The sequence below is a fragment of the Pseudomonas sp. GZD-222 genome (genome assembly GCF_049310525.1).
GTDB lineage: Bacteria > Pseudomonadota > Gammaproteobacteria > Pseudomonadales > Pseudomonadaceae > Aquipseudomonas.
In genome coordinates this window covers 36141-60238 of the sequence record NZ_JBMOWO010000108.1, presented here as the reverse complement: position 1 = coordinate 60238, position 24098 = coordinate 36141, and the positions used below count along the sequence as shown (strand labels likewise).

At 64.6% G+C, this 24098-nt stretch carries 22 protein-coding genes; 2 read left to right on the top strand and 20 right to left on the bottom strand.

All coding sequences use genetic code 11. The features are described from left to right. Positions 1 to 83: 83 nt before the first annotated feature. The 17 genes from ACO6VD_RS20395 to ACO6VD_RS20315 all read right to left on the bottom strand — a co-directional run bounded on the left by ACO6VD_RS20395 (position 84) and on the right by ACO6VD_RS20315 (position 19077). On the bottom strand, positions 84 to 1421 hold the full coding sequence (locus ACO6VD_RS20395) for a DUF1329 domain-containing protein (RefSeq protein ID WP_422421685.1): 1338 nt from the start codon (positions 1419 to 1421) through the stop codon (positions 84 to 86). 609 nt (positions 1422 to 2030) lie between these two features. Further along, positions 2031 to 3239, bottom strand: coding sequence for a helix-turn-helix transcriptional regulator (locus ACO6VD_RS20390; RefSeq protein ID WP_422421648.1), 1209 nt, complete (start codon positions 3237 to 3239; stop codon positions 2031 to 2033). A 65-nt stretch (positions 3240 to 3304) separates the two neighbouring features. Continuing rightward, complete coding sequence (locus ACO6VD_RS20385; protein WP_422421646.1) at positions 3305 to 5671, bottom strand: efflux RND transporter permease subunit; 2367 nt, start codon at positions 5669 to 5671, stop codon at positions 3305 to 3307. A gap of 7 nt (positions 5672 to 5678) precedes the next feature. Continuing rightward, positions 5679 to 6653, bottom strand: a complete 975-nt coding sequence (locus ACO6VD_RS20380; RefSeq protein ID WP_422421644.1) for a WD40/YVTN/BNR-like repeat-containing protein — start codon at positions 6651 to 6653, stop codon at positions 5679 to 5681. A gap of 115 nt (positions 6654 to 6768) precedes the next feature. After that, positions 6769 to 7977 (bottom strand): acetyl-CoA C-acyltransferase, encoded by a 1209-nt coding sequence (locus ACO6VD_RS20375; protein WP_422421642.1) that lies wholly within the window; start codon positions 7975 to 7977, stop codon positions 6769 to 6771. Between the two features lie 8 nt (positions 7978 to 7985). Further along, positions 7986 to 8456, bottom strand: a complete 471-nt coding sequence (locus ACO6VD_RS20370; RefSeq protein ID WP_422421640.1) for a MaoC family dehydratase — start codon at positions 8454 to 8456, stop codon at positions 7986 to 7988. A gap of 10 nt (positions 8457 to 8466) precedes the next feature. Next, the gene (locus ACO6VD_RS20365; protein ID WP_422421638.1) at positions 8467 to 9252 is read right to left on the bottom strand and encodes an SDR family oxidoreductase; all 786 of its coding nucleotides are present in this window, start codon (positions 9250 to 9252) and stop codon (positions 8467 to 8469) included. A gap of 156 nt (positions 9253 to 9408) precedes the next feature. After that, on the bottom strand, positions 9409 to 10287 hold the full coding sequence (locus ACO6VD_RS20360; RefSeq protein WP_422421636.1) for an SDR family oxidoreductase: 879 nt from the start codon (positions 10285 to 10287) through the stop codon (positions 9409 to 9411). Positions 10288 to 10304: 17 nt separating this feature from the next. Further along, complete coding sequence (locus tag ACO6VD_RS20355) at positions 10305 to 11456, bottom strand: acetyl-CoA C-acetyltransferase (RefSeq protein ID WP_422421635.1); 1152 nt, start codon at positions 11454 to 11456, stop codon at positions 10305 to 10307. 3 nt (positions 11457 to 11459) lie between these two features. Further along, positions 11460 to 12518 carry an acyl-CoA dehydrogenase family protein gene (locus tag ACO6VD_RS20350; RefSeq protein ID WP_422421633.1) on the bottom strand — a complete coding sequence of 353 codons (1059 nt, stop codon included), beginning with the start codon at positions 12516 to 12518 and terminating at the stop codon, positions 11460 to 11462. Between the two features lie 9 nt (positions 12519 to 12527). Next, on the bottom strand, positions 12528 to 13691 hold the full coding sequence (locus ACO6VD_RS20345; protein WP_422421631.1) for an acyl-CoA dehydrogenase family protein: 1164 nt from the start codon (positions 13689 to 13691) through the stop codon (positions 12528 to 12530). Positions 13692 to 13700: 9 nt separating this feature from the next. Continuing rightward, the gene (locus ACO6VD_RS20340; protein WP_400170810.1) at positions 13701 to 14453 is read right to left on the bottom strand and encodes an enoyl-CoA hydratase family protein; all 753 of its coding nucleotides are present in this window, start codon (positions 14451 to 14453) and stop codon (positions 13701 to 13703) included. Continuing rightward, positions 14450 to 15574, bottom strand: coding sequence for an NAD(P)H-dependent flavin oxidoreductase (locus tag ACO6VD_RS20335; protein ID WP_422421629.1), 1125 nt, complete (start codon positions 15572 to 15574; stop codon positions 14450 to 14452). Before ACO6VD_RS20335 ends, ACO6VD_RS20340 begins: the two co-directional genes overlap by 4 nt. Beyond that, a complete protein-coding gene (locus ACO6VD_RS20330; protein ID WP_400170808.1) occupies positions 15571 to 16473 on the bottom strand; it encodes an enoyl-CoA hydratase in 903 nt (300 codons plus the stop codon). Before ACO6VD_RS20330 ends, ACO6VD_RS20335 begins: the two co-directional genes overlap by 4 nt. Positions 16474 to 16489: 16 nt before the next feature. After that, the gene (locus tag ACO6VD_RS20325) at positions 16490 to 17287 is read right to left on the bottom strand and encodes a CoA-transferase subunit beta (RefSeq protein ID WP_422421627.1); all 798 of its coding nucleotides are present in this window, start codon (positions 17285 to 17287) and stop codon (positions 16490 to 16492) included. Positions 17288 to 17299: 12 nt separating this feature from the next. Continuing rightward, positions 17300 to 18175: a CoA transferase subunit A gene (locus tag ACO6VD_RS20320; RefSeq protein WP_422421625.1), complete on the bottom strand. Its 876-nt coding sequence runs from the start codon at positions 18173 to 18175 to the stop codon at positions 17300 to 17302. A gap of 11 nt (positions 18176 to 18186) precedes the next feature. Next, positions 18187 to 19077 carry a VOC family protein gene (locus ACO6VD_RS20315; RefSeq protein WP_422421623.1) on the bottom strand — a complete coding sequence of 297 codons (891 nt, stop codon included), beginning with the start codon at positions 19075 to 19077 and terminating at the stop codon, positions 18187 to 18189. Between the two features lie 192 nt (positions 19078 to 19269). Here ACO6VD_RS20315 and ACO6VD_RS20310 point away from each other — a divergent pair, with 192 nt between their 5' ends. Together ACO6VD_RS20310 and ACO6VD_RS20305 are read left to right on the top strand one after the other, a co-directional pair. Next, positions 19270 to 20439, top strand: a complete 1170-nt coding sequence (locus ACO6VD_RS20310; protein ID WP_422421622.1) for an acyl-CoA dehydrogenase family protein — start codon at positions 19270 to 19272, stop codon at positions 20437 to 20439. Then, on the top strand, positions 20436 to 21623 hold the full coding sequence (locus ACO6VD_RS20305; RefSeq protein ID WP_422421621.1) for an acyl-CoA dehydrogenase family protein: 1188 nt from the start codon (positions 20436 to 20438) through the stop codon (positions 21621 to 21623). Before ACO6VD_RS20310 ends, ACO6VD_RS20305 begins: the two co-directional genes overlap by 4 nt. A 71-nt stretch (positions 21624 to 21694) precedes the next feature. On the opposite strand, the gene ACO6VD_RS20300 is transcribed toward ACO6VD_RS20305, so the two are convergent. Genes ACO6VD_RS20300 through ACO6VD_RS20290 form a run of 3 tightly spaced genes read right to left on the bottom strand, consistent with a single transcriptional unit; the run spans position 21695 to position 23857 of the window. Next, positions 21695 to 22330 (bottom strand): nuclear transport factor 2 family protein, encoded by a 636-nt coding sequence (locus ACO6VD_RS20300; protein ID WP_422421619.1) that lies wholly within the window; start codon positions 22328 to 22330, stop codon positions 21695 to 21697. Beyond that, complete coding sequence (locus ACO6VD_RS20295; RefSeq protein ID WP_422421617.1) at positions 22330 to 23103, bottom strand: SDR family NAD(P)-dependent oxidoreductase; 774 nt, start codon at positions 23101 to 23103, stop codon at positions 22330 to 22332. Before ACO6VD_RS20295 ends, ACO6VD_RS20300 begins: the two co-directional genes overlap by 1 nt. Before the next feature lie 10 nt (positions 23104 to 23113). After that, positions 23114 to 23857, bottom strand: a complete 744-nt coding sequence (locus ACO6VD_RS20290; RefSeq protein ID WP_422421615.1) for an SDR family NAD(P)-dependent oxidoreductase — start codon at positions 23855 to 23857, stop codon at positions 23114 to 23116. Positions 23858 to 24098 lie beyond the last annotated feature (241 nt).

Below are 24098 nucleotides of genomic sequence, written 5' to 3'. Positions count from 1 at the left end.
GGCTATCAGCCGGCTCGGTCCCTGCCCGCTATCATTGAGCAGCCGTTGCAGGCTGCTCATCCTTCAAATGGACTAGACCGCTGTCACTGCCCTGCCCGGCGCGCCGCTTCCGGGCCGAAATCACGCGGATTGAAACCGCCCTTGTTGAGCACATAGCCGTTGCGCTGTTCGTTGATCAGGTTGAATGCCAGGTAGCTGCCGGCGTTGAGGTCGTGGTACAGACCAACCCCGGCCTGCGGCACCTGGGACTCGTAGGCATAGAAGTAGTTGACCATCGAGGTGCGCCACAGCTCGCCACGGTTGTCGTAGTTGTCGGCGAGCATCGGGAACCAGGTGTCTTCATCGATGTACAGCTTGCGCTTGCCGTACAGGTGGCGATAACCCGGCTTCAGCGTGCCTTCGAGCTCCCACACGCGATGGCGCTCGTAGCGCATGGCCTCGGGGTTGATATGCCCCGGGGTCAACAGCTCGGCGTACTTGAGGTTGGCCGCGTGCAGGCGATAGGTGTTGTAGGGGATAAACATCTCGCGCTTGCCGACGATCTTCCAGTCGTAGCGCTGACCGGAGCCGTTGAACAGGCGCACCTCGTCGACGGTGATCGAGCCGCCGGAACCGGGGAACGCCATGTCGAAGCCGTAGCCCGGCGACTGCCGGACCCGCCGCGTGCCCGGGTCGTAGCGCCAGCTCTGGCGCGGCTCGGTCTTGTCGTTCCAGAACTCGGTGCCGGTGTTGATCTCGCCCTTGTCACGCTGCGGCAGCAGGGTTTCGTTGAGGTAGAACGAGGAGTTGCCCACGGTTTCGCCGATCTTGCCCGGTTGCAGCGCCGGGGCCAGGTTGCGCGAGTGCACCCGGCCCCAGTTGATATTGCCGTCCTTGAGTACGTAGGCGTTGTCGGAGACGTATTCCTCGGTCCAGGCCCGCAGGGTGAAGGTCGAGGCGTTTTTCAGCAGCTCCAGGCCACTGCGCGGCACCGGGAACGGCGTGCCACCGGTCTTGCCCACCACCCCTTCACCGTCGTCAACCAGGCGCGCGACACTGGCGTTCTCGCGGGTGGCCTCACACACCGAATCGGCGAAGCGGAAATCGCGGTGGGTCGGGTAAATCGGCATTTTGTAGCTGTCGGGATAGAGTTTGAACAAGGCCTTCTGGCCGTCAGACAGGTAGTCGCTGTACTGCCCGAGGTTGGCAGCGGTAATCACGAACAGCGGTTTTTCATCCGGATACGGGTCGACCGGGTGGTTGCCGGTGCCCTTGAACTGCACCTGCGGCGGTACCCCGAGCCACTGACCGCTGTAGGGCGGAATACTGCCGTCGGCATTGCCGCTTTTATCTGCGCCGACGCAAGTCAGCTCGCTGCCCAGGCGTGCGGCATCCTCTGGAGCCGCGTACACAGGGCTGGCGCTGATGCAGCCCAGCAGCATGGCCAGCAACCAGGGGCGGCGATCGGCCTGGGCCTTATGGGCGAAAAGGTCACGCTCGGTCATTGTTGTTCTCCGTGGATTCCGATGGCGGTGGCCCAGTATCGGCAGCGCGACAAAGTGCGGACATCGTCTGCTCGGACTAGCGCGTTTTGGGCGCTTCACGGAATTACGGCCCTGTGCTGCGCTCCGGGTCCCTTCGCTCCGGTGCCCTCCTGAAGTCGCAAAGTTACGGGCGGCGCCTGTGCTGACGCATCTTCGAAACCAGACGCTGGCGGAGCCAGGCTGATGCCATCGCGGGGCAAGCCCGCTCCCACCGGGTTAGCTGGTCTCCCGGTGGGAGCGGGCTTGCCCCGCGATATCGACCTGCCAGTTACATCGCATCGCGGGAAAATCCCACTTCGACGTGTTGATCTTCATCCACGCAAGTTCAGACGCCGCGAACTGCGACTTCAGGAGGCTGAGCGTAGGGCCGTATGCAGGAGCGAGCGGTTTTACCTACTTTTTCCGAGATGTACGGACCGTACACATGGTGGACACGTGTACGGGGACATGGTTGACACTTTCCGGCAGCGTCACCTCACCTAATGGATAAGCTCACAATTACCCAGCCTACCCCGCCACCCTCACGGCAGGCGCTAAAGCACCAGGCGGACCCAGCGCAACCACACTATTGAGCAGGATCCGCACCAGTTCAGTCTGACGCCGCACCCCGGTCTTGGAGAAAATCGAACGCAAATGCGCACGAGCGGTATTGCGGCGAATGTTCAGCGCCTCGGAGGCCTCCTCCAGCGACAGCCCGTTGGCCAACTCCAGGGCCAGGGCCGACTCGGCGGGCGTCAGGTTGTAAAGCTGCGCGGTCGCCAGATTACTGACCAGCGACTTGCCCACCGCATCGCGCACATACACCACCACGGTCGGCTGGCCTTTGCCCTCGACCCGCTCCTGGGACGGAATCAGCTCCACCACCACACCCAGGCTGACCTGCCCGGACGGCCGCGAGATCGACAGCGCCGCAGCGTTGCAATGGCCGCTGTCGCCCTGGCGCGCACGCTGGAAGGCATCGCGCACCAGCCGCGAGAGTTCGCGGTTATCACTGGGGTAAGTGGCCTCAAGCCGCCCACCCACCAGTTTCAGACCGTCATTGCTGTCGAGAATGTCGCGCGCCACCGGATTCAGCTGCAGCACACTGCCGCTTTCATCGAGGACGATGGTCGCCACCGACAGGCGACTGATGGCCTGAAAGTACAGGCTACCCAAGGACTCGCTACGGTCCAGCAGCGCATGCAGGTGCAGGGCGCGGCGCAAATGCGGCATCAGCATGGCGCAAAGCGCCCGTTCGCTATCGCTGAACCTGGGTTGATCACGGCGCCGGTTGATGCGAATACGCAGCTTGCCGCCGTCGGGCATGCTGATATCCGCACCGAGCATCTGGTGGCAACCATATGGCTGGCAGTACAGAAGGTAAAAGGACGAACCCAGCCACTCGGCTTCGCTCATCAGGTCGTCGATGGTGAACACCGTGTCCATCGGCAGGTTATTGAACGGTGTCGATTTACAGTAGTAAGCGTAATGGTGGATCTCACCGGCGCCGTTGACATCCCCGACCGCGAGCATCGGCGACAGGTAAGGCTCATCCACCGCGCGCAGGATCAGGGTGACGATATTGGCCTGGAACAGTACCTGCAGCTGACGCAGGGATTCGGCTACACGACGGGTATCCAGGGCGCCGTCGTAGAGGTTGCCAATGAGTTGTTCATAATCCTCGACATCCAGCCCCATCTGCGCCAGGACCTGCGAATTCGGCATACGGCTTTGCATAGACACACTCCCAGGGCGCGGCCGGTTGCCCGGCTGCGCACGGTTCGTCAGGGTTGAGGAATGGATTAGTGAGCTGCGCTCGCCATCTGCACAGGTACCAGCGGCCGGCCCTGATTGAACCAGGCAGCCAGGGCCGGCAGCAGGAAGATCGCCCCGAGCACGTTCACCAGGAACATGAACGCCAACAAAATGCCCATGTCGGCCTGCAGCTTCAGCGGTGCAAAGGCCCAGGTGCCGACGCCGATGGCCATGGTCAGGGCGGTAAACACCGCCGCCGTGCCGCGTTGGCACATCGCCCGGTAAAACGCTTCACGCAGCTCGGCACCCGCCGCCATCTCGTGCTGGATGCGCTCGTACAGGTAAATACCGTAGTCCACGCCAACCCCCACGCCCAGGGCCATCACCGGCAAGGTGGCAACCTTAAGGCCAATGCCGAGCATGGCCATCAGCGCGTTGCAGAGGATCGCCACCACCCCCAGCGGCACGAGGATGCACAGCACCGCCCGCAGTGAACGGAAGGTCAGCAGACAGAACAGCGCCACCGAGCAGAACAACGCCGCGAGCATGATCACTTCGGCGTGCTTGACCGCTTCGTTGGAGGCGGCCATGACCCCGACGTTGCCACCAGCGAGCTTGAACTCCACCTCCGGCGCGTGGATGCCAGCAATGATGCGCTTGGCCTCGTTGACCACATGAAACACCGTGGCGCCTTCATGGTCGTTGAGGAACACCAGGATCTGCATGCGTTTGCAGCCTTCACTGACCAGCCCGGAATCCGCCGAGTAAGCCAGCGAACCTTGCTGCAGCCCCCGCGACGAACCGGGAATCGCCGACCAGCGCGGGTTGCCTTCGTTGTTGCCGGCGATCATCTCCTTGCCCATACCGGCCACGCTCTGCACCGACTGCACCCCGGCCACTGCGCGCATCTGAAAGTCAAAGGACTCGACCGCACGCATCACCTGCGGGTTCAGGCAGGCCTCGTCACCGGCGCGGGTCTGCACGAACACTGCAAGGACATCGAGACCGATGGAGTAACTACTGATGATGCGCTGGTTGTCCTGGTTATAGCGCGAGTCGGCGCGCAGCTCTGGCGCCCCGACGCCGATATCGCCCACTTCCAGTTGCCGCGCCTTGAACACCCCGGCGCCCAACAGCAACAGACTGGCGACAAACACCGCCAGGGCCGGACGCGGTTCGGCCAGTGCCGACAAGCGCCACCACAGCGCGTGCCGCGACGTACGGGCCAGCGGCGCGGTGCGGCGTTGCGGCACGGTCAGCCCGGCGAGGATCAGCGGCAGGAGCATTTTGTTAGTGACGATCATCAGCATCACCCCGATGCAGGCCGTTACCCCCAGTTCGTGAACGATGGGAATGTCGATCAGCATGATCACCGCAAAGCCCAGGGCGTTCATCAGCAACGCCAGCGCACCGGGAATGAAGATCGCACAGAATGCCGAACGAGCAGCCTGACGGGCGTTGCTCCCGGCCTGAACCTCCTGACGCCAGGCATTGCTCATCTGCACCGCATGGGACACGCCGATGGAGAAGATCAGGAACGGTACCAACACCGACATCGGATCAATGCCCAGGCCGAGCAACGGCAGCAGCCCGAGCAACCACACCACCGGCAGCATGGCGACGACCAGCGCGACCACGGTCAGGGTCAAGGAACGGGTGTACAGCCACAGCAGCAACGCAGTGATCACAAATGCCACGGCAAAGAACATCAACACCGTATTCAGCCCCTCGACCACATCGCCGACCAGCTTGGCGAAGCCCACCACGTTGATCTCGATGTCGTCGCTGCTGTAGCGCGCACGGATGTCTTCCAGGCGCTGGGCGATCTCGACATACGACACCGGCTGGCCGGTTTTCGGGTCGCTGTCCTGCAGGTCGGCACGCACCAGGGCCGAGCGCTGGTCGTTGGCCAGCAGGCGACCGATCTGCCCGGCGCGGGCGGCGTTACTGCGCACTTTTGCCAGGTCCTCGGCAGTGCCGGCGTACTGCGGCGGCACCACCAGATCGCCGACGTAGCCCTCTTCGGTGATCTCAACATAGCGCACGTTGGGGGTGAACAGCGAGGTCACACTGGGGCGGCTGACCCCGGAGATGAAGAACACATCATCGGTGACCTTCTGCAGCACTTCGAGAAACTGTGGGTTGTAGATGTCGCCCTCACCTTTCCAGTGCACATTCACCAGCAGGCGGTTGGCCCCGGTGAACACCCGGCTGAAGTCGAGGAAGTTCAGCATGTAGGCGTGACGCACCGGGATCTGCTTGTTGAAGCCCGGATCCAGGCGCACCTGGGTCGCGCTGTAGCCCAGGCCCAGGCTGAGCAGCAGAAACACGGCCAGCCAGCGCCGGCGATTATTCAGCAACAGGTCCGCGCAACCTTGCACGCAGCGTTGCAGCCAAGGAGATGTCGAGGTCATGGGAAGCTCACTGTGCATGGGCGGCAAGGCCGCTGTCCGGCCCCTGGGAAACACCGCGTTCACCGGCCACCAGCAGGTGCCGGGCGTTGAGCGCCACCGCCGAGGTCAGGGTGCCCAGGCCATTGCGTCGGCTGCTGTCGAGCAGTTGCCCCTGGTCATCCAGGTGTATCAGCTGACTGCCAGCCCCCACCAGCACCACCCCGGCCTCGCCCGGCAGGCGCGCATGGCCGTAGATCGGTTGGCTGCTGTCGAGCGCCACAGGCTGCCAGTTGTCGCCGAAATCGTCGCTGCGAAACACCTGGCCGCGCATGCCATAGGCCACCCAGTGCGAGGCGGAAAGACTGACGACGCCAAACAGCGAACCGTTGTAGAACGTCGGCAGTTGTTGCCAGTGCTGTCCTCCATCCTCCGAGCGCAACACCAGGCCCTGCTCGCCGACCAGCATGCGCCGGCCCTGGCGGTCACCGTCCATGCCGTTGAAGTGCGCACCGTCGCCGGGCATCTCGCGGGACTGCCAGTGGCGCCCGGCATCGCTGGATTCCAGGTACTTGCCGTAACTGCCGTACGCCACCACCTGCTCGCCATCACCGCTCCAGACGCCAAGCAAGGGCTCGCCAAGGTCGGCGTCATAGCGGGTTTCCTGCCAGCTGCGACCGCTGTCCTCCGAGCGAAGGATCCAGCCATCGTGCCCGACGGCCACCAGGGTCTGTGGGTTCAGGGCGATCAGCCCGGTAAGCGTCGCCTCGCGCTCGGCCGAGACCTGCGCCGACTGCCAGGAGCGACCACTGTCGAGACTGCTGAGCAAGGTTCCGCGCTCACCTGCGGCCAATAGCTGCTGGCCGTTGACCAGCAAGGCATTGACCTGCACTCGGTCGACCTGCAACTGGGTGGCGGCCAGGGCGGCCGGGTTACGCGGAGCGAAAGCAAAAGCCACGGCAGCGAGGATCACGCCGCTGACAGCGTATCCGATCAGCTGGCGCATACCGGGCTCCGGGAAAAAGGTCGTGGGAGAAGGCACATGGGGCGTTGATCCTGTTGTTATTGTTGCCAGGATCATCAGCCCGCCCCACCGGCCCTACATCGTCCAAATGGCCTAGTCAGGCCAGCTCGAACAGCCCGGCGGCGCCCATGCCGCCGCCGATGCACATGGCCACCACCACGTAGCGTGCACCGCGCCGGCGCCCTTCAAGCAAGGCGTGACCGGTCATGCGCGCACCGGACATACCGAACGGATGGCCGATGGCAATCGCTCCGCCGTTGACATTCAGGCGCTCGGCGGGAATGCCCAGGGCATCGCGGCAGTGCAGCACCTGGCAGGCGAAGGCTTCGTTGATTTCCCAGAGGTCGATATCGGCGACCGTCAGGCCAAAGCGCTTGAGCAGCTTGGGCACCGCCAACACCGGGCCAATGCCCATTTCCTCCGGAGCACAACCGGCCACGGCGATGCCGCGGTAGATACCCAGCGGGCTCAGACCGCGGCGCCGGGCCTCGGCGCGGCTCATCAACAGGCAGGCTGCCGCGCCATCGGAGAACTGTGAGGCGTTGCCGGCGGTCACAAAGGCGCCCTGCTCGACCCATTGGCCGTCCTTCCACACCGGTTTGAGTGCGGCCAGGTCCTCGAGGCGCGTGTCCGGGCGGTTGCACTCGTCACGTTCGACCCAGATCGACTCGTGCCCGGTCGTCTGACCTTGCTTGTCGAGCAACAGCTTGTTGACCGTGAGGCCAACGATTTCCTCCTCGAACAGCCCGGCACGTTGCGCCGCAGCGATACGCTGCTGGCTCTGCAGGCTGTACTCGTCCTGGGCCTCGCGGCTGATGCCGTAACGGCGAGAGACGATCTCAGCGGTTTCAATCATCGGGATATAGGCGCTGGGCATCACTTCCAGCACCGCTTCGGAACGCGCCCGGTAGCTGTTCTTGTGTTTGGTCTGGGTCAGCGACAGCGACTCCACGCCGCCACCGATGGCGATGTTCATCTCTCCGGCGAGGATGCCGTTGGCGGCGACGCCGATACTCATCAGGCCCGACGCACACATGCGGTCGAGGGCCATGCCCGGTACGCTGTCCGGCAGGCCTGCGGTGTAGGCACACAAGCGGCCGATGTTGTAACCCTGGGTGCCCTGCTGCACGGCGGCGCCCATGATCACGTCTTCAACGGCGTCGGCCTCGATACCGGCGCGTTCCAGCACGGCACGTACCACATGGCCGCCCAGTACCGGCGCCTCGGTGTCGTTGAACGAGCCCCGAAAGGATTTCGCCAGCGCGGTGCGGGCGGTGGCGACAATGACGACTTCATTCTGGTCCATGCTCAGGCTCACTCGGCAAGAGGGTTGAAGGTGTAACGGCTGATGGTGTCGACCACGCAGCCCGGGCGCGTTTCGCCCTCGATCTCGACACTGATACGCACCACCATCTGCACGGCGCTGCCGACGGCTTCGACGCGCAGTACTTCACCGCGTCCGCGTACCCGCGAACCGACCCGTACCGGCGCCGGGAAGCGCACACGGTCGCAGCCGTAGTTGACGCCCATGGCCAGGTTGGCGACGCTCATCAACTGCGGCATGAACAGGTTGGCCAGGGCCTGGGTCAGGTAACCATGGGCGATGCACACGCCAAACGGCCCGTCGGCGGAACGCTGCGGGTCGACGTGAATCCACTGGTGATCGCCGGTGGCTTCGGCGAACAGGTCGATGCGTTGCTGGCTGATGGTCAGCCATTCGGTGCAGCCCAGGTCCATGCCCTGGGCATCGATAAGCGCCTGGGCGCTGGAAAACACATGGCTCATCGCGGCGTCCTCAGGCTTGTTGCGAACTGACCGAGAGCACTTCGCCGACCATATAGGAGGCGTAGTCGCTGGCCAGGAACATCATCACATTGGCCACTTCCCAGACCTCGGCGGCACGGCCAAAGGCTTCGCGCCCGGCGAGGCTGGCCAGCAATTCTTCGCTGGAGGCTTTCTTGAGGAAGTCATGCAGGGCTATCGAGGGTGCTACGGCGTTGATGCGCACGCCGAACTCGGCCGCTTCCAGGGCGCTGCAACGGGTCAAGGCCATGACCCCGGCCTTGGCCGCGGCGTAGTGCGCCTGCTCCTTCTGGGCCCGCCAGCCGAGCACCGAGGCGTTGTTGACGATCACCCCCGCGCCCCGTGCCTGCATGGCCGGGAGCATGGCGCGGGTCATGCGGAAGGTTCCGGTGAGGGTGACATCGAGGACTTTCTGCCACTCCTGGTCGGTCATTTCCACCAGGCTTTTCTGACCGCCAAGCCCGGCGTTGTTGATCAGCACATCGACGCCGCCCAAGGCGCTTTCGGCACCGGCCACCAGGGCCTGGACCTGCTCCTCGCTGGTGACATCGCAGAGCTGGCCGTAGACCGCCTGCAAGCCGCTTTCAGCCTTCAGGCGTTCCACTGCTTCTTCCAGCCGGCGCGGGTGGACATCGGAGATCATCAGCGCCCGGCAGCCCTCTTCGGCACTGCGCCGGGCGGCGGCGTAACCGATACCGGCGCCAGCGGCGGCGGTGATCAGCACAGACTTGCCGGCCAGCAACTGGTGGCCGGGCACATAAGGGGGAGCTTGTTTCACAGCGTTTATCTCCAGGGGATCAATACGCTGTCAGGTATAAAGTCTTGCCTTGGTCGGTACATCGCGAAAGTGGGGGGTGATCCGAGAGCCTTTCGCGGGGCAAGCCCGCTCCCACAGGAGAAATCGGTGGGAGCAGGCTTGCCCCGCGATTGGGCCTCAGCTACCCCACACCTTCTGCGCTCTGGGGGCCTCGGCGAGGATCGCGTCTACGGCAGCGCCCACCTCCTCCACCTGCCACGCTGCGCCCTTGTCGCGGGTCACCCCGGTACGCCAGCCATCGGCCAGCGAAATCCGCCCGCCCTGACTTTCGAACACCTGCCCAGTGACATGCCCGGACTGTTCGCTCCCCAACCACACCACCAGCGGCGCGACGTTTTCCGGGGCCCAGGCATCGAAACTGCCGTCCTCCGGCTTTTTCACCATCTCAGGCATGGCACTTTCAGTCATCGCGGTACGCGCCGCCGGCGCCAGGGCATTGGCGGTGATGCCGTAACGCGCCAGCTCCGCAGCCTGTACCAGGGTCAACGAGGCAATGCCACCCTTCGCCGCCGCGTAGTTGGATTGGCCGATCGAACCCTGCAACCCGGCGCCGGAGCTGGTGTTGATGATCCGCCCGGCCACCGGTGTGCCAGCCTTGGCCAAGTCGCGCCAGCGCCGTGCGAGGATGTTGGCCAGGCAGTAATGGCCCTTGAGGTGCACGCGCATCACCGTGTCCCAGTCGTCTTCCGACAGGCTGAGAAACAGGCGGTCGCGTAGCACCCCGGCGTTGTTGACCAGCACATGCACCTCGCCGAACGCCGCCAGGGCGCTATCGACGATACGCTGGGCGCTGTCCAGGCGGGTGATGTCGTCGCTGTTGGCGATGGCCTGACCACCACTGGCGTGGATCTGCCCGACCACATCGCGGGCAGCCTCATCACGGATGTCATTGACCACGATATTGGCGCCTTCGGCCGCGAACGCCAGGGCATAGGCACGGCCCAAGCCACCACCGGCGCCAGTAATAATGACGGTACGACCGCTACAGATTGTCATGCGCTACTCCTCGGGATTCAAAGACGTTCGATAATCGTCACGTTGGCCTGGCCGCCGCCTTCGCACATGGTCTGCAGGCCATAGCGGCCACCGCTGCATTCCAGTTCGTTGAGCAGCGTGGTCATCAAGCGTGCGCCGGTGGCGCCCAACGGATGGCCGAGGGCGATGGCGCCGCCGTTGGCGTTGGTCAGCGCCGGGTCGTAATCCAGCTCGCGCGCCCAGGCCATGACCACCGAGGCAAAGGCTTCGTTGATTTCCACCCGATCGATATCGGCCATGCGCAAGCCGGCCTTTTGCAGGGCTTTGCGGGTCGCGGCGATGGGCGCGGTAAGGTGCCAGATCGGGTCGTCGCCCATCACCGTCAGGTGATGAATGCGCGCCCGCGGGGTCAGGTCATAGCGCTTGAGCGCCGCTTCCGAGACCACCAGTAGCGCCGCCGAGGCGTCGCAGGTCTGGCTCGATACTGCAGCAGTGATCAGAGGGTACTGCGGGTCCACCGGTTCCAGACTGGCCATTTTCTCCAGACTGGTCAGGCGCGGGGTTTCATCGCGGCGCAAGGTTAGGTAAGGCACGATTTCACGGTCGAAGCGCCCACTCTCCACTGCCGCCAGCGCCCGCTGATGGCTATGCAAGGCAAACAGTTCCATCTGCTCGCGGCTCAATTGCCAGTGCTCGGCAATGCGCTGGGCGGCATAGAACTGGTTCACCGGCTGGTCGCCAAAGCGCTGGCGCCAGCCGACACTGCCGCTGAACGGATCGGGATAACCCAGCGGTTGCCCGGCAAGCATTGCCGAGCTGATCGGGATCCGCGTCATGGTCTGTACGCCGCCGACGGCAACCACGTCCTGGGTGCCGCTCATCACCGCCTGAGCGGCAAAGTGCAGCGCCTGCTGCGACGAGCCGCACTGGCGGTCCACCGTGGTACCCGGCACCGTCAATGGCAAGCCGGCGGCCAGCCAGCTGGTACGGGCGATATCCCCGGCCTGCGCACCAATGGTGTCAACGCAGCCGAAAATCACATCGTCATAGTCTTCGGCGGGAATGTTGTTGCGCTCGACCAGCGCCTTGAGCACATGGGCGCCAAGGTCGATGGCGTGCACCTCGGACAGCGCGCCCTTGCGCTTGCCGGTGGGGCTGCGCAGGGCGTCGATAATATAAGCCTGGGGCATGGATCAGTCCTCGAAGGTAAAGCCCGGACCCAACCGGGCGGCAGCGCCGAACAGGTAGTCACCGACACGGGATTTGTGGAAGCCGCGGTCTCCCCAGGCCGCATCCAGCGACCAGGCCCGCTTCATGAACATCTGCAGGTCGACTTCCCAGGTGTAACCCATGGCGCCATGCACCTGGATACCCTTGCGCGCCGCCAGCCAGCTGGCTTCGCAGCAGGCCAGGCGGGCCTGCGACACCCAGCGTCCGGCACTGGCATCACCACGCGCCAGACCATGGGCGGCGCGGTACAGCACCGGTTTGGCCTGCTCGATCTGGCGGGCGACATCGGCCAGGTGATGCTTGACCGCCTGGAAGCTGCCAATCGGCTTACCGAACTGCTTGCGCTGAGCCACGTAGTCCACCGACAGGTCGAGCATGCGCTGGGCCAGACCGAGCAGTTGCCCGGCCACCGACAATGCCCCGCGGTCGAGCAACTGCGCCTGCAGCACGCGGCCCCGCTCGCCATCGATCAGCAGGGTCGCCGGACTGGCGCGCCAGCTGACCCGGCCCAGGCGCCGTGACGCATCGATGCTGGGATTGGCTTCCACGTCCACCTCGGCGCGCGGCACGGCGTGCACGGCATCGCCGTCGCAGAGGATCAGCACTTCGGCCAACTGTGCATCGCTGACCAACAGGTTGACCGGGTGACCGATGGCCAGGCGCAGGCTGCCGTCGGCGATGCGTGGCAATAGCCGGGCGCGGGCTGGATGCTCGTTCGGCAACCCGGCAAGCAGCCCGGCAGCGACATACGCGGTGTCGGCCAATGAGTCGGGAATGGCGTAGTAACCGAGTTCCTGGGTCATCAATGCCCAGGCCACATCGTCCATGCCCAGTCCGCCCTCGGCTTCAGGCACTGACAGCGCCGTCAAACCCTGTGAGGCAATCTTGTTACGCAGGTCCGGGGAGCGCCCGGCATCGGTGTCCCAGATTTCCCGGAGCATCTCCGGCGCCGCTTCGGTCATCAGAAAACGGCTGATGGCCTCGCGGAACGTCAGCTGGTCATCGCTAAAGGTGAAGTCCATGGCCTGCTCCTACTTCGGCAAACCGAGCATGCGCTCGGCAATGATGTTGCGCTGGATTTCGTTGGTACCGGCGTAGATCGGCCCGGACTGGGCGAACAGAAAGCCCTCCAGCCAACCACTGGCATCACCGGCGACCGGAGCACTGGCCAGCAATTCAGCGCGGGCACCGAGCAGACGCATGGCGGTGTCGTACATTTTCAGGTCCAGCTCCGACCAGATGATCTTGTTGATGCTCGACTCGGCGCCGATCTGCGCCCCCTGACTCAGGCGCCCGACCGTGTGATAGGCCGACAAGGCATAGGCCTCGGCGCCCATCCAGCAGTCCTGCACCGCATCGCGCAGGCCGGGGTCACGGTCGGCACTGCTCTGGTGGGCCAGGTACAGCTCCACCAGCTTGCGCGCGGTGTGCTGGAAGCGCGCAGGCGAACGCAGCAGCAAGCCGCGCTCGAAACCGGCCGTGGCCATCGCCACATGCCAGCCCTCGCCCTGGGCGCCGATGCGGTTGTCGACCGGCACACGCACATCGTCGAAAAACACTTCGGCGAAGGCGTCCTTGCCGTTGAGCGCCTTGATCGGACGAATGCTCACCCCCGGCGCGTTCAGCGGCACCATCAGGAACGACAGGCCGTGGTGACGAGTAGAACCGGGCTCACTGCGAAACAGACCGAACAGCCAGTCGGCATAGATCGCCCGCGTCGACCAGGTTTTCTGGCCATTGAGTACGTAGTGATCGCCGTCGAGCAGCGCTTTGCTGGAGATCGCCGCCATGTCGGAACCGGCGTTGGGCTCCGACCAGCCCTGGGCCCACATGTCGATGCTGGCCGCCATGCGCGGCAGAAAGTGTTTTTTCTGCTGCTCAGTACCGAACTCCATCAGGGTCGGGCCGAGCAGCAGCTGACCGTTCTGGTTGACGCGCATCGGTGCACCGGCGCCGTAGTACTCTTCTTCAAAGATCAGCCATTCGATCAGGCCACAGCCGCGCCCGCCCAACTCGGCGGGCCACATCACCATCGACAGGCGGCTGTCGAACAGCTTGGCCTCCCAGGCGCGGTGCTGCTCGAAGCCTTCGCGGGTGTCGTAACTGGCCAGCGGCTGACGCGGCAGGTTGTCCTTGAGCCAGGCGCGCACTTCGGCGCGAAAGGCGTTTTGCTCAGGCGTATAGGTAAGTTCCATGGCGTTCCCTCAGAACTTGGCGTCGCGTTTTTCGACGAAGGCCCGGCGCGTTTCCGCCGAGTCCGGGCTGCTGTAGGCCTGCAGGGTGAAGCCCTGCTCCCAGCGGTATTTGTCTTCGAGGTTGCCGTCTTCGATGCCGTTGAGTGCCTCCTTGGCGATACGGATCATCTGCGGGCTCTTGCTGGCGATGCGTGCGGCAATCTCCAGCGCGGTTTCGCGCAGTTGCTCACGCGCCACCACGCGTTCAATGAAACCGTACTGGCTGGCCTCGCGGGCGCCGATGCTGTCGCCGGTGAAGAACAGGTAGCGCACCTTCTGCACCCCGAACAGGCGTTGCAGATGAGCACCGCCGCCCATAGCCCCACGGTCGACTTCCGGCAGAGCAAAAGTGGCGCACTCGGACGCGACGACAATATCCGCCGCGCCGGTGATACCGATGCCGCCACCAAGGACAAAACCGTGCACCGCGACGATCACCGGCACCGGGCTGCGGTGCACGGCCTTGAAGGTGGCGTAGTTGCCGGCGTTGACCGCGATAATGCGCTCAGGGTGGGCGTCCAGTTCCTTGATATCGACACCGGCGCAGAAGCCGCGGCCCTCGGCGCGAATGACGATGACGCGCACCTCGGGATCAGCCCCCAGGGCGTCGATATGCTCGGCCAGGGCCTGCCATTGCTGGCTGTCGAGGGCGTTGACCGGTGGTTTGGCGATCACCAGTTCAGCGATCCCGGCATTGAGTTGAGAGGTAAAGGCTGAGCTCACAAGGCTTCTCCAGTGTTCGCCAGGCGAACTGAGGGGGATGGTTTAGTGCCCGGCACACGCCCGGCCTGCAAGGCGTCGAGGCAGCGTTCGGCTTCCAGGGCGATGCCTTCGATCACTTCGCGGCAACTGAGCAGTTCGTTGATCGCCGCCGCCACCTGGCCGCTGGGCAGGATGCCTTCGTCCGGCAGGCCGTCGACCATCGAGCGTTGCAGCAGCACCGGCTGGTTGGCGGCCATGACTACCTGCGACAACGCTGCCGGGTCTTCGCGCAAGCCGCGCAGGAACACCCCGAGCATGTGCCCGAGGCTCATGCCGGTGTGCTGCTTCCACTGCCAGGCGCTGCCCAGGGCGATGCGCAGGCGGCCAAACGGCCCGGCCTGCTCCAGGCGGTTGATAAAGGGGTTCTCGATCATGCGGTGACGCATGCCGTCGACGGCGGTGGTTACCCGTACCTGCTGCGGATCGCTGACCTTGAGGTAATGCGCCAGGGTCGGTGCCGGGGTCGGTGATTCACGGGTCATCAAGAAACGCGTGCCCATGGCGATACCACTGGCACCGGCGGCCAGGGCCGATGCCAAGCCGCGTCCGGTGGCAAAACCACCGGCGGCAATCACCGGTACGCTGACCGCGTCCAGCACTTGCGGCAGCAGGATCGAACTCGGTACGCCGCCGGTATGGCCACCGCCCTCGCCGCCCTGGATGGTGATCAGGTCGGCGCCCAGTTGCTGTGCCTTGAGCGCATGCTTGACCGCGCCCACCGTGGGAATACACAGCACCTTGGCAGCCTTGAAGCGCGCGATGGTCTGCGCATCCGGCCCGCGCCCGTAGCTGACGGCGCGCAGGCGATAGCGGATGGCGAGGTCCACGCACTGTGCGGCGTTGTCCTGGAACATGTGAAAGTTCAGGCCGAAGTTGCTGCCACCGGTGGCATCGATGACCTTGCGAATCTCGCCTTCCAGGTCCTTGCCGGCAATGGTCGCCCCGGCCAGAAAGCCGAAACCGCCAGCCTGGGTGGTGGCGATCACCAGGTTGGCATCGGCGACCCAGCCCATGGCCGTTTGCACGATCGGATAGCGACAGCCCAAAGCCTCGGTCAGCGCGGTGTTCATCCAGGCGCTCATGACGAGTGCTCCTGGCGGTTGGCCTGGGCCATGCCCTTGGCATCGAAACCACCGAGCTTGTCGCCCGACAACAGTTCGTTGTGGGCATGGGCAAAGTGGTGCCAGGCAAAGGCTGCGTCCATGGCGGTACGCTTGCCTTGCAGGTCTTCGACATGGTTGATCGCCTGCTTGGTCAGCGCCAGGCCCATGCGCGGCTGGCGGGCGATGTTGGCGGCCAGGGCGTAGGTCGCCTGTTCCAGCTCGGCGGCCGCCAGCACCCGATTGACCATGCCCATCTCGTAGGCACGCTGCGCGGTCATGCGTTCGCCGGTAAACAGGAACTCCTTGGCGATACGCGGATTGAGCTCATAAGGATGAGCAAAATACTCCACCCCCGGTATGCCCATGCGCACCACCGGATCCTGGAAAAAGGCATCGTCACTGGCCACGATCAGGTCACAGACCCAGGCCAGCATCAGGCCCCCGGCGATGCAGGCGCCGTGGACCATGGCGATAGTCGGCTTGGGCAGCTCGCGCCAGCGCCGGCACATGCCCAGGTACACCTCCTGCTCGCGGGCATAAAGTTGCTCGCCACCGGGCTTGTTGGTGTGGTCCCACCACAGGTGCGCGCGCTCGAACGGCTTGTTGATATCGCGCCCCGGGGTGCCGATGTCGTGGCCGGCGGAGAAATGCTTGCCGGCACCGCGCAGCACGATGACCTTGACCTGGTCATCGTCCACCGCCTGGCGCAGCGCGGCATCCAGCGCATAGGTCATCTGCGAGTTCTGCGCGTTGTTGTAGGCCGGGCGGTTCAGCGTCAGCGTGGCAATGTGCTCGGCCACGCTGTAGAGCACGGGCGCCTCGGTCTCATAGACCGCGTGGTCGTCACGGACCACGAACTGGCTGTCGCTGCTGTGCATGTTGGCACTCCTCGGTTCAGGCGGTACGGATGCCGGGCGGATTACCCTTGATCGCCGCGGCGCGGTAATCGTGGGGATCGAGGCGGCGGATCAGGGCCAGTTGTTCGGCGCTCGGGTGTGCGGTTTCCTGCAGCAACGGCGACTGGAGCAAGGGGAAGCCGGTTTTGTCCTGGACCTCGTCGAAGCTCACACCCGGGTGCAGGCTGCGCACCTGGGCGGCGCGTTGCGGGCCATCGAAGTCGAGGGTGCAGAGGTCGGTGACCACCCGGCGGATATCCATCAGGTCACGGCGTACACCTTCAGGCCAGCGCTCGGCCTTGAAGCCGACTCCCGAGACCATGTCCACCTCACCGCTGACGAACACCCGGGTGTTGTGGTTGGGCACGAAGAACGAGTTGAGGTGGTTGATGCTGTTGCCCGGCAGGCCGCGCACACCGAGGATCGCGCTTTTCGGTTTGTGGTAGTCGCCAATGCACGACAGGTTGGTCTGCCCCCAGCGGTCGATCTGGGTCGGGCCGATCATCGCGTGGCGGCGACCGCCCCAGACGCATTCGAATACCCGTTCGAACGACATGTAGCCCGAGTAGCGCGGCTGGAAACCTTCCCTCGGCCCCAGCGGGATCGGTTCTTCGACCAGAAACGCCTCGCTGTCGGTCATCAGCAGGTGCGGGCTATGGGTCAGTTTGGCCAGGCTCGCGCCCAGGCGCGGAATCACGCCCAGGCCCGAGGCGATCACTTCAGCGTCGCCGCGCCAGGCTTCGGAGGCGGCGACGATCATCAATTCGGCGAGGGTGAACTCACAGGTTGCAGACATTTTTCATCCTCCTCAAAACACAGGCAGGGGCAAGGTGCCCATGCGTGCGGCGCCGCCGTTGGCGTCTTGATAGGCCTGCTCACCGCCAGCCACGTAAGTGCTGACGTACTCATCCCAGCCCTGCTCCTGCTGGCTGCTGGCGACATAGGCCTTCAGGTGCTGCAGGTCCCAGCCGTAGCTCGACGGGCAAGAGGTTGGGTGAGCCCCCAGCGGCGCATGCACCACGCCGGTGACCAGATAACGTTCGAAGGTATTGAAACGGGCCTGTTCGGCATCCAGCGACAGGCGCTCTTCCAGGCGCTCGCAGGACACAAAACACTGCTGGGCGGCGCGGGCGAACAGGTGATCGAAATACGGGTCCGGTCCAGTCACCAGGCAATTGCCCAAGCGGTCAGCGACGTTGACATGGAGGAAGGCCACATCCAGCTCCAGCGCCGGCATGGCCAGCAACACCTCGCCATCGGCGTAGGGCGAAGCCACGGTCTTGAGTGCCGGATTCAGGCGCGTGACATCGGTGGCCAGGCCGCAGCGGGTCGGCAGAAACGGCAGACGCATGCCGGCGGCGCGCAGCCCCCACTGGAACATGCCTTCGTCGAGTTCCAGCAGCTCCAGCTCGCCCGCTTCGCGTGCCTTGCGGTAGTAGGGTTCCAGCGCAATCGCATCGAGGGTGACAAAGCCGAAGATCAGCTTGCGCACCTTGCCGGCGGCACACAGCATGCCCACTTCCGGGCCGCCATAGGCAACCACGGTCAGGTCCTTGACCGGCGAACGGAGGATCTCGCGCACCATCGCCATCGGTTTGCGCCGTGGCCCCCAGCCGCCGAAGCCGATGGTCATGCCATCGCGCAGTTGTGCGACGGCATCGGCCGCTGTCAGTTGTTTGTTCATGTGCTGGCTCCTTACTGTTGACCGACCGAGAAGTCGTGTCCCCAGATGCTCACGCGGGTAAATTCGAACGCCGAATGCTCGGCCCAGTCGACCTGCAGGCCACCAAAGCCGTATTCGAGGTCAAAGGCCGACGGCGTCTTCATGTAGAAGCTGGTCATACGGTCGTTCAGGTGCTGGCCGAGGGTCGCCGAAAGGCGCACGTCGTGAGCCAGCAGGCGGTCGTGGGCGCGGCCGACTTCGGTCATCGAATCGACCTCGACCATCACGTGCACGCAGCCCGAAGGCACCGGGTACTCGGCCAGGGCCAGGCTGTGGTGACGGGCGTTGCGGCAATGCAGGAAGTGAATGCGGATCGGAGGCGCCGAAGGATCGGGACGGAAATTGAAGATGTCCGACAGTTCGAAGCCGAGCACGTCCTTGGCGAATGCCAGGGTGGCATCGAAATTCGGCGCCGGCAGCACGGTATGGCCCAGGCCCATGTCGCCGGTGATAAAGCGCGGTACCCCTTGCGGCGAAACAAACGGTTGGCAGTCGGAGCGATGGCCCCAGCTCAACTCGTGGCAGTTGCCCGAGGGGTCCTTGAGACTCACCAGCGCCTGCACGCCACGTTGTTCTACCTCTTCGGCGCTAGCGCGTTGCCACTCGATACCGAGCCCGTCCAGGTGCTCCAGCGCCGCGGTAAAGGCCGATTCCGAGGCCAGCTCCCAGCCCGAGGCGAGGTAGCGCGGTTCGCTGCCTTCGACAATCAGCATGCGAAACGGACGCTCGTCCATTTTCACGTACAGCCCGCCCGAGGGCGCTGGCAGCACCTGCATGCCGAGCACGTCCTCGGCGTAGCGTTGCCACTGGCTGAGGTTCTCGCTCATGGCGACGAAATAGCTCAAACCGCGAATCTCGATCATGCCGCTGCTCCTGAATGGCAAATCCGGTAGTTGCAGCCATTGTGCGAAGCGCGCTGATCGCCATCATCGTCCGTTGAGACTACGCGCCCTGGCGCTGCGGGCCGCTGGCGGACTAGTCCGTTTCAATGATTCGGCGGCAAAAGCGCCGCTCCTAGACTCGGGGCTCTATCCGCCGTAACCGAGTCGACGCTTATGGAGTTCGCCTTTAACCAAGAACAACTGATGATCCAGGACAGCGCCGCGCGCTTTCTCGCCCAGGTCAGCGATTCGGCTGCCGTGCGCGCGGCCATGGCCCGGCCCGAGGGTTACGATCCGGCCGTGTGGCAGCGCATCGGCGAAGAGCTGTACTGGCCGGCGCTGATGATTCCCGAGCGTTTCGGCGGGCTGGGGCTGGGCTTTGTGGAACTGGCGATCCTGCTCGAACAGAGCGGTCGTCACCTGTTGTGCTCACCCTTGCTGGCCACCACCTGCCTGGCCACCCCGGCGTTGCTGCTGGCCAGCAACCCGGCCGTGCAAGACCAATGGCTGGGGGCGATTGCCAGCGGGGCCAGCGCCACCCTGGCCTTTGCCAGCGCCCCGGGGCTGGATGCTGATAGCGTGCAGGTGCTGGCCGAACCCTGCGACGCCGGTTACCGCTTGAGTGGCAGTTACCTGCAGGTACTCGATGGGGCCCAGGCCCAGTTGCTGATCGTTGCCGCGCGGGCACCGGGCAGCGTCGGCGATGACGGCATCAGTCTGTTTGCGCTACCTGCCGACAGCCCCGGCATCCAACGTCAGCCCCTGCCCTCCCTCGACCAGACCCGCCGTCTGGCACGCATTGACCTTGAGGAGGCAATCGTCAGCCCGGCAGCACTGCTCACCGAGGCCGGTAAAGGCTGGCCGCTGCTGCGCGAAGTGCTGCTGATCGCGGCCATCGGCCTTGCCGCCGAGCAGACCGGTGGCGCGCAACAAGCCCTGGACCTGACTCTGGCCTATACCGCCGAGCGTCATCAGTTTGGCCGCGCCATCGCCAGCTTCCAGGCGATCAAGCACCGTTGCGCCGACCTCATGCTGCAACTCGAATGCGCACGTTCGGCGGCCTGGTATGCCGCCTGTGTGGCCCAGGAGCGGCTCGACCCGAGCGGCAACACCGCGGTTGCCAGCGAACTGCTGGAAGCTGCCGCCACCGCGCAGATCCATGCCAGCGAGGCATTCTTCAATTGCGCCGCCGAGTCGATCCAGCTGCACGGCGGTGTCGGCTTTACCTGGGAATACGACCCGCACCTGTATTTCAAACGCGCCCGCGCCAGCGAGCAGTTGCTGGGCAGCCCTGCCCTGCACCGTGAACGCCTGGCCGCGCAGCTTTTTGGAGCATCGCTATGAAGATCGGATTCAGCGTCGAGGATGAAGCCTTCCGCGCCGAGGTCGCCGCCTGGCTGGCCGAGCACTTGCAAGGCGAGTTTGCTGCGCTGCGCTTTCGCGGCGGACCGGGGGATGAACACAGCTTCCCCGAACTACGCAAAGCCTGGGAGCGCGAACTGGCCGCAGACAGATGGATCGGCGTCGGCTGGGCCGAAGCCGATGGCGGTCGTGGACTAAGCCTGACCCGTCAGGTCATCTTCCATGAGGAATACGCCCGCGCCGGTGGCCCCGGACGCATGGGCCATATCGGCGAAGGCCTGGTCGGCCCGACCCTGGCCGCGTTTGGCAGTGCAGCGCAGAAGCAGCGCTTCCTGCCCGGGATCCTCAATGGCACGCAGTTCTGGTGCCAGGGCTACTCGGAACCCGGCGCCGGCTCGGACCTGGCCAACGTGCAGACCCGTACTCGCCTGGACGACAGTGGCGAGCACTGGCTGATCAGCGGGCAAAAGGTCTGGACCTCTCTCGCCCACGAAGCCGACTGGTGCTTTGTGCTGGCGCGTACCGAAGCTGGCAGCCGTGGTCATCATGGCCTGTCGTTCCTGCTGGTGCCGATGGATCAGGCGCAGATTCGCGTACAACCGATCCAGCAACTGACCGGTACCAGCGAGTTCAACGAGGTGTTCTTCGACCAGGCCCGCACCGCGGTGGACAACATGATCGGCCAGCCTGGCGAAGGCTGGAAGATTGCCATGGCCCTGCTGGGTTTCGAGCGCGGCGCCTCGACCCTTGGCCAGCAGATGCAGTTTCACAATGAACTCGAAGAAATTATCGCCGTGGCCAGGCGTAACGGCGCCGCCCGTGATCCCCTGCTGCGCCAGCGCATTGCCCAGGCCTGGGCAGGTTTGAAGGTGCTGCGCTACAACTCGCTGCGCATGCTCTCCGGCGCCCAGGACGGCAGCCTGCGGCGTGAAGCGATGATCTACAAGCTGGCCTGGTCGACCTGGCATGCCGAGCTGGGCAAGCTGGCGATGGATGTGCTCGGGGATGAGGCGGAGGTACTTGAAGGTGCGCCGTATCAACTGAGCCGCCTGCAGGCGCTGTTCCTGTTCAGCCGGGCCGATACGCTGTATGGCGGCAGCAATGAGATCCAGCGCAACATCATTGCCGAGCGGGCGCTGGGCATGCCGCGGGAACCGCGGGCCTGAGACCGCGGGGCAAGCCCGCTCCCACAGGTTCGATGCAGTCCCCGGTGGGAGCGGGCTTGCCCCGCGATGGCCTATCGAACGCGAATCCTGGGCTCCCCCGCCCCCCGGCGCATGGTCAGCAGAAACTGTTCCAGCGGCGCCGGTTCGGCAATCTGCGGCAAGGCGTCCTTGTCCGGCCGCTGGGCCCAGAATGTATCCCACGACGGAAACAGCTCATGAAAGGTGCCCGCATAAGGCTCACGCCCCGGCCAGCGCATTTTCATGCCGCCAATCGGCGGTTTGTTCAGGTCGGTGGCGTACCAGTAGCACGGCAGCCGTCGACGGAAGCACCACTGCCCGTCAACCCGCTCATAGTCGTCCCAGTAGAGCATCTGCATGATCACCCATTCCGCCCCGGTCTCATGCTCGTTCTTTGAATAGACCACGCCGCTGGCATGCTCGCTATCGCTGAATTCGATGATGTGCTGGCCCAGGTGGTGCGAGGTGCCGTGGAACTGGCGGCGCATGGTTTCGTCGAGCCAGGCCTTGAAGTGCGCCCGGCCCTGTTTGTCGCGGCCGACTTTGACGTCCGGAACAAAGCAGTTGGCCATGGCATCCATGTCGCGCATGTCCAGGGCCAGGGCGTATTTGCCCGCCAACTGGCGAATCGCGTCCAGCGACTCCAGGCGCTCGATGCGCGCGTGCAGCGAGGTCGTGTCCATAGTCATCAATCCAGCACCGTGTACAGGTCAGAACTGCGTCCGCCGTCCACCGCCAGGCTTGCGCCGGTCACGTAAGAGGCCTCGTCGCTGGCCAGGAACAGGATCGCGTTGGCCAGCTCCACCGGCAGGCCGACCCGTTGCATCGGGATGACCTTCTCGGTGTTGCGCCGGGTTTTATCGTTGCTGAGCATGCCGGCGGTGGCCGGGGTGTCGACCACGCCGGGAATGACCACGTTGCAGCGGATGTTGTGTGCCGCACCTTCGCTGGCTGCGGCGCGGCTGAAGTTGATCACCGCCGCCTTGGCCGCCGAGTAGCCGGCCATCCATGCCGTGCCGAACAGGCCGCAGATCGAGGCGATATTGACGATGGCACCACCGCCCTGGTCTTTCATCAGGCGCATGGCCGTACGGGTACCCCAAAAGGTGCCGTCGACCGTGGTGCTGAAGTTGGCGTGCCAGTCGGCGGTCGACAACGTGTCGATGCCGCCCCAGGTGTAGGCCATGGCGTTGTTTACCAGAATATCCAGGCGTCCATGGCGCTGGGCAGCGAATTCCAGGGCACCCACATAAGCCTGTTCGTCACTGACATCGGCGACGGCGATATCGCCCTGCCCGCCCGCCGCCTGAATCTGTTCCAACACCTGCTGCAGCGGTTGTTCGCGGCGCCCGCAAAGCACCACGGTGGCGCCCTCCTCGGCGAAGCGCATGGCGGTGGCCTGGCCAATGCCGGAACCGGCGCCGGTGATGAAGGCGATCTTGCCTGCTAGTCGTTTACTCATCGCTATCCCCTCAGATAAAGGCCATGCCGCCGTTGACCGCAATGTTCTGGCCGGTAATGAAACTGGCGTCGTCACCGGCCAGGAATACCGCTACCCCGGCGATTTCATCGGTCTCGCACAAACGTCCCAGGGGCACATTCTTGAGCATTGCCTGCATGTGTTCCTCGGCAACGCCGGCCATCATCGGGGTGTTGGTCGGGCCCGGAACCAGGCTGTTGACGCGAATGCCACTGGGCGCCAGCTCGCGGGCGATGGAGCGGGTCAAGCCCATGACCCCGGCCTTGGAGGCGCAGTAATGGCTTGGGCCTTCACCGGTCAGTGCCGCGGTGCTGGAGAGGTTGATGATCACGCCTTTACGCGCGCCTTTGACCATCAAGCGAGCGCCTTCGCGACAGCACAGAAAGGTACCGCCGAGGTTGACGCCAATCACCCGCGCCCAGCTCTCGTCCGGGGTGTCGAGGAAGCTGTCGAAGGCGCCGACGCCGGCGTTGTTGACGAGGATATCGAGGCCGCCAAAATGCGCTTCGACCTGGCCCATGGCATCGGCCACCGAGGCCGCATCGGCAACGTTGCAGGCCAGGGCCAGGACGCGGTCTTCGAGATCGCCCAGATCCGCCAGACTCTCGGCCAACGCCGCCTGGTTCAGGTCTACCGCCACCACCTTGGCGCCTTCGGCAACAAAACGGCGCACCATGGCCTGGCCCATTCCTTGTCCCGCGCCTGTGACAAAGGCGACTTTGTTCAGCAACTTCATAGCGTTCTCCTGCAGTGCAGTGCATCGAAGCCCACTGACAGAACAGCAGGCCGGTTACCTGCATGATTAGGCTGTGCCACCGCTACAGGCATCGTCCGATAGGACTACCGGCCGCGGTCTGCACGTGGTCTGAATGGACGATGACCGGCCGGCCTCGGCGATGGAGGATCGACCCTGCGCGAACCCGGCCCGGCCCCTTTGCCCCTTCAGGCTGGCCGCAGTCTGGCTGCTCGCGCCTCAC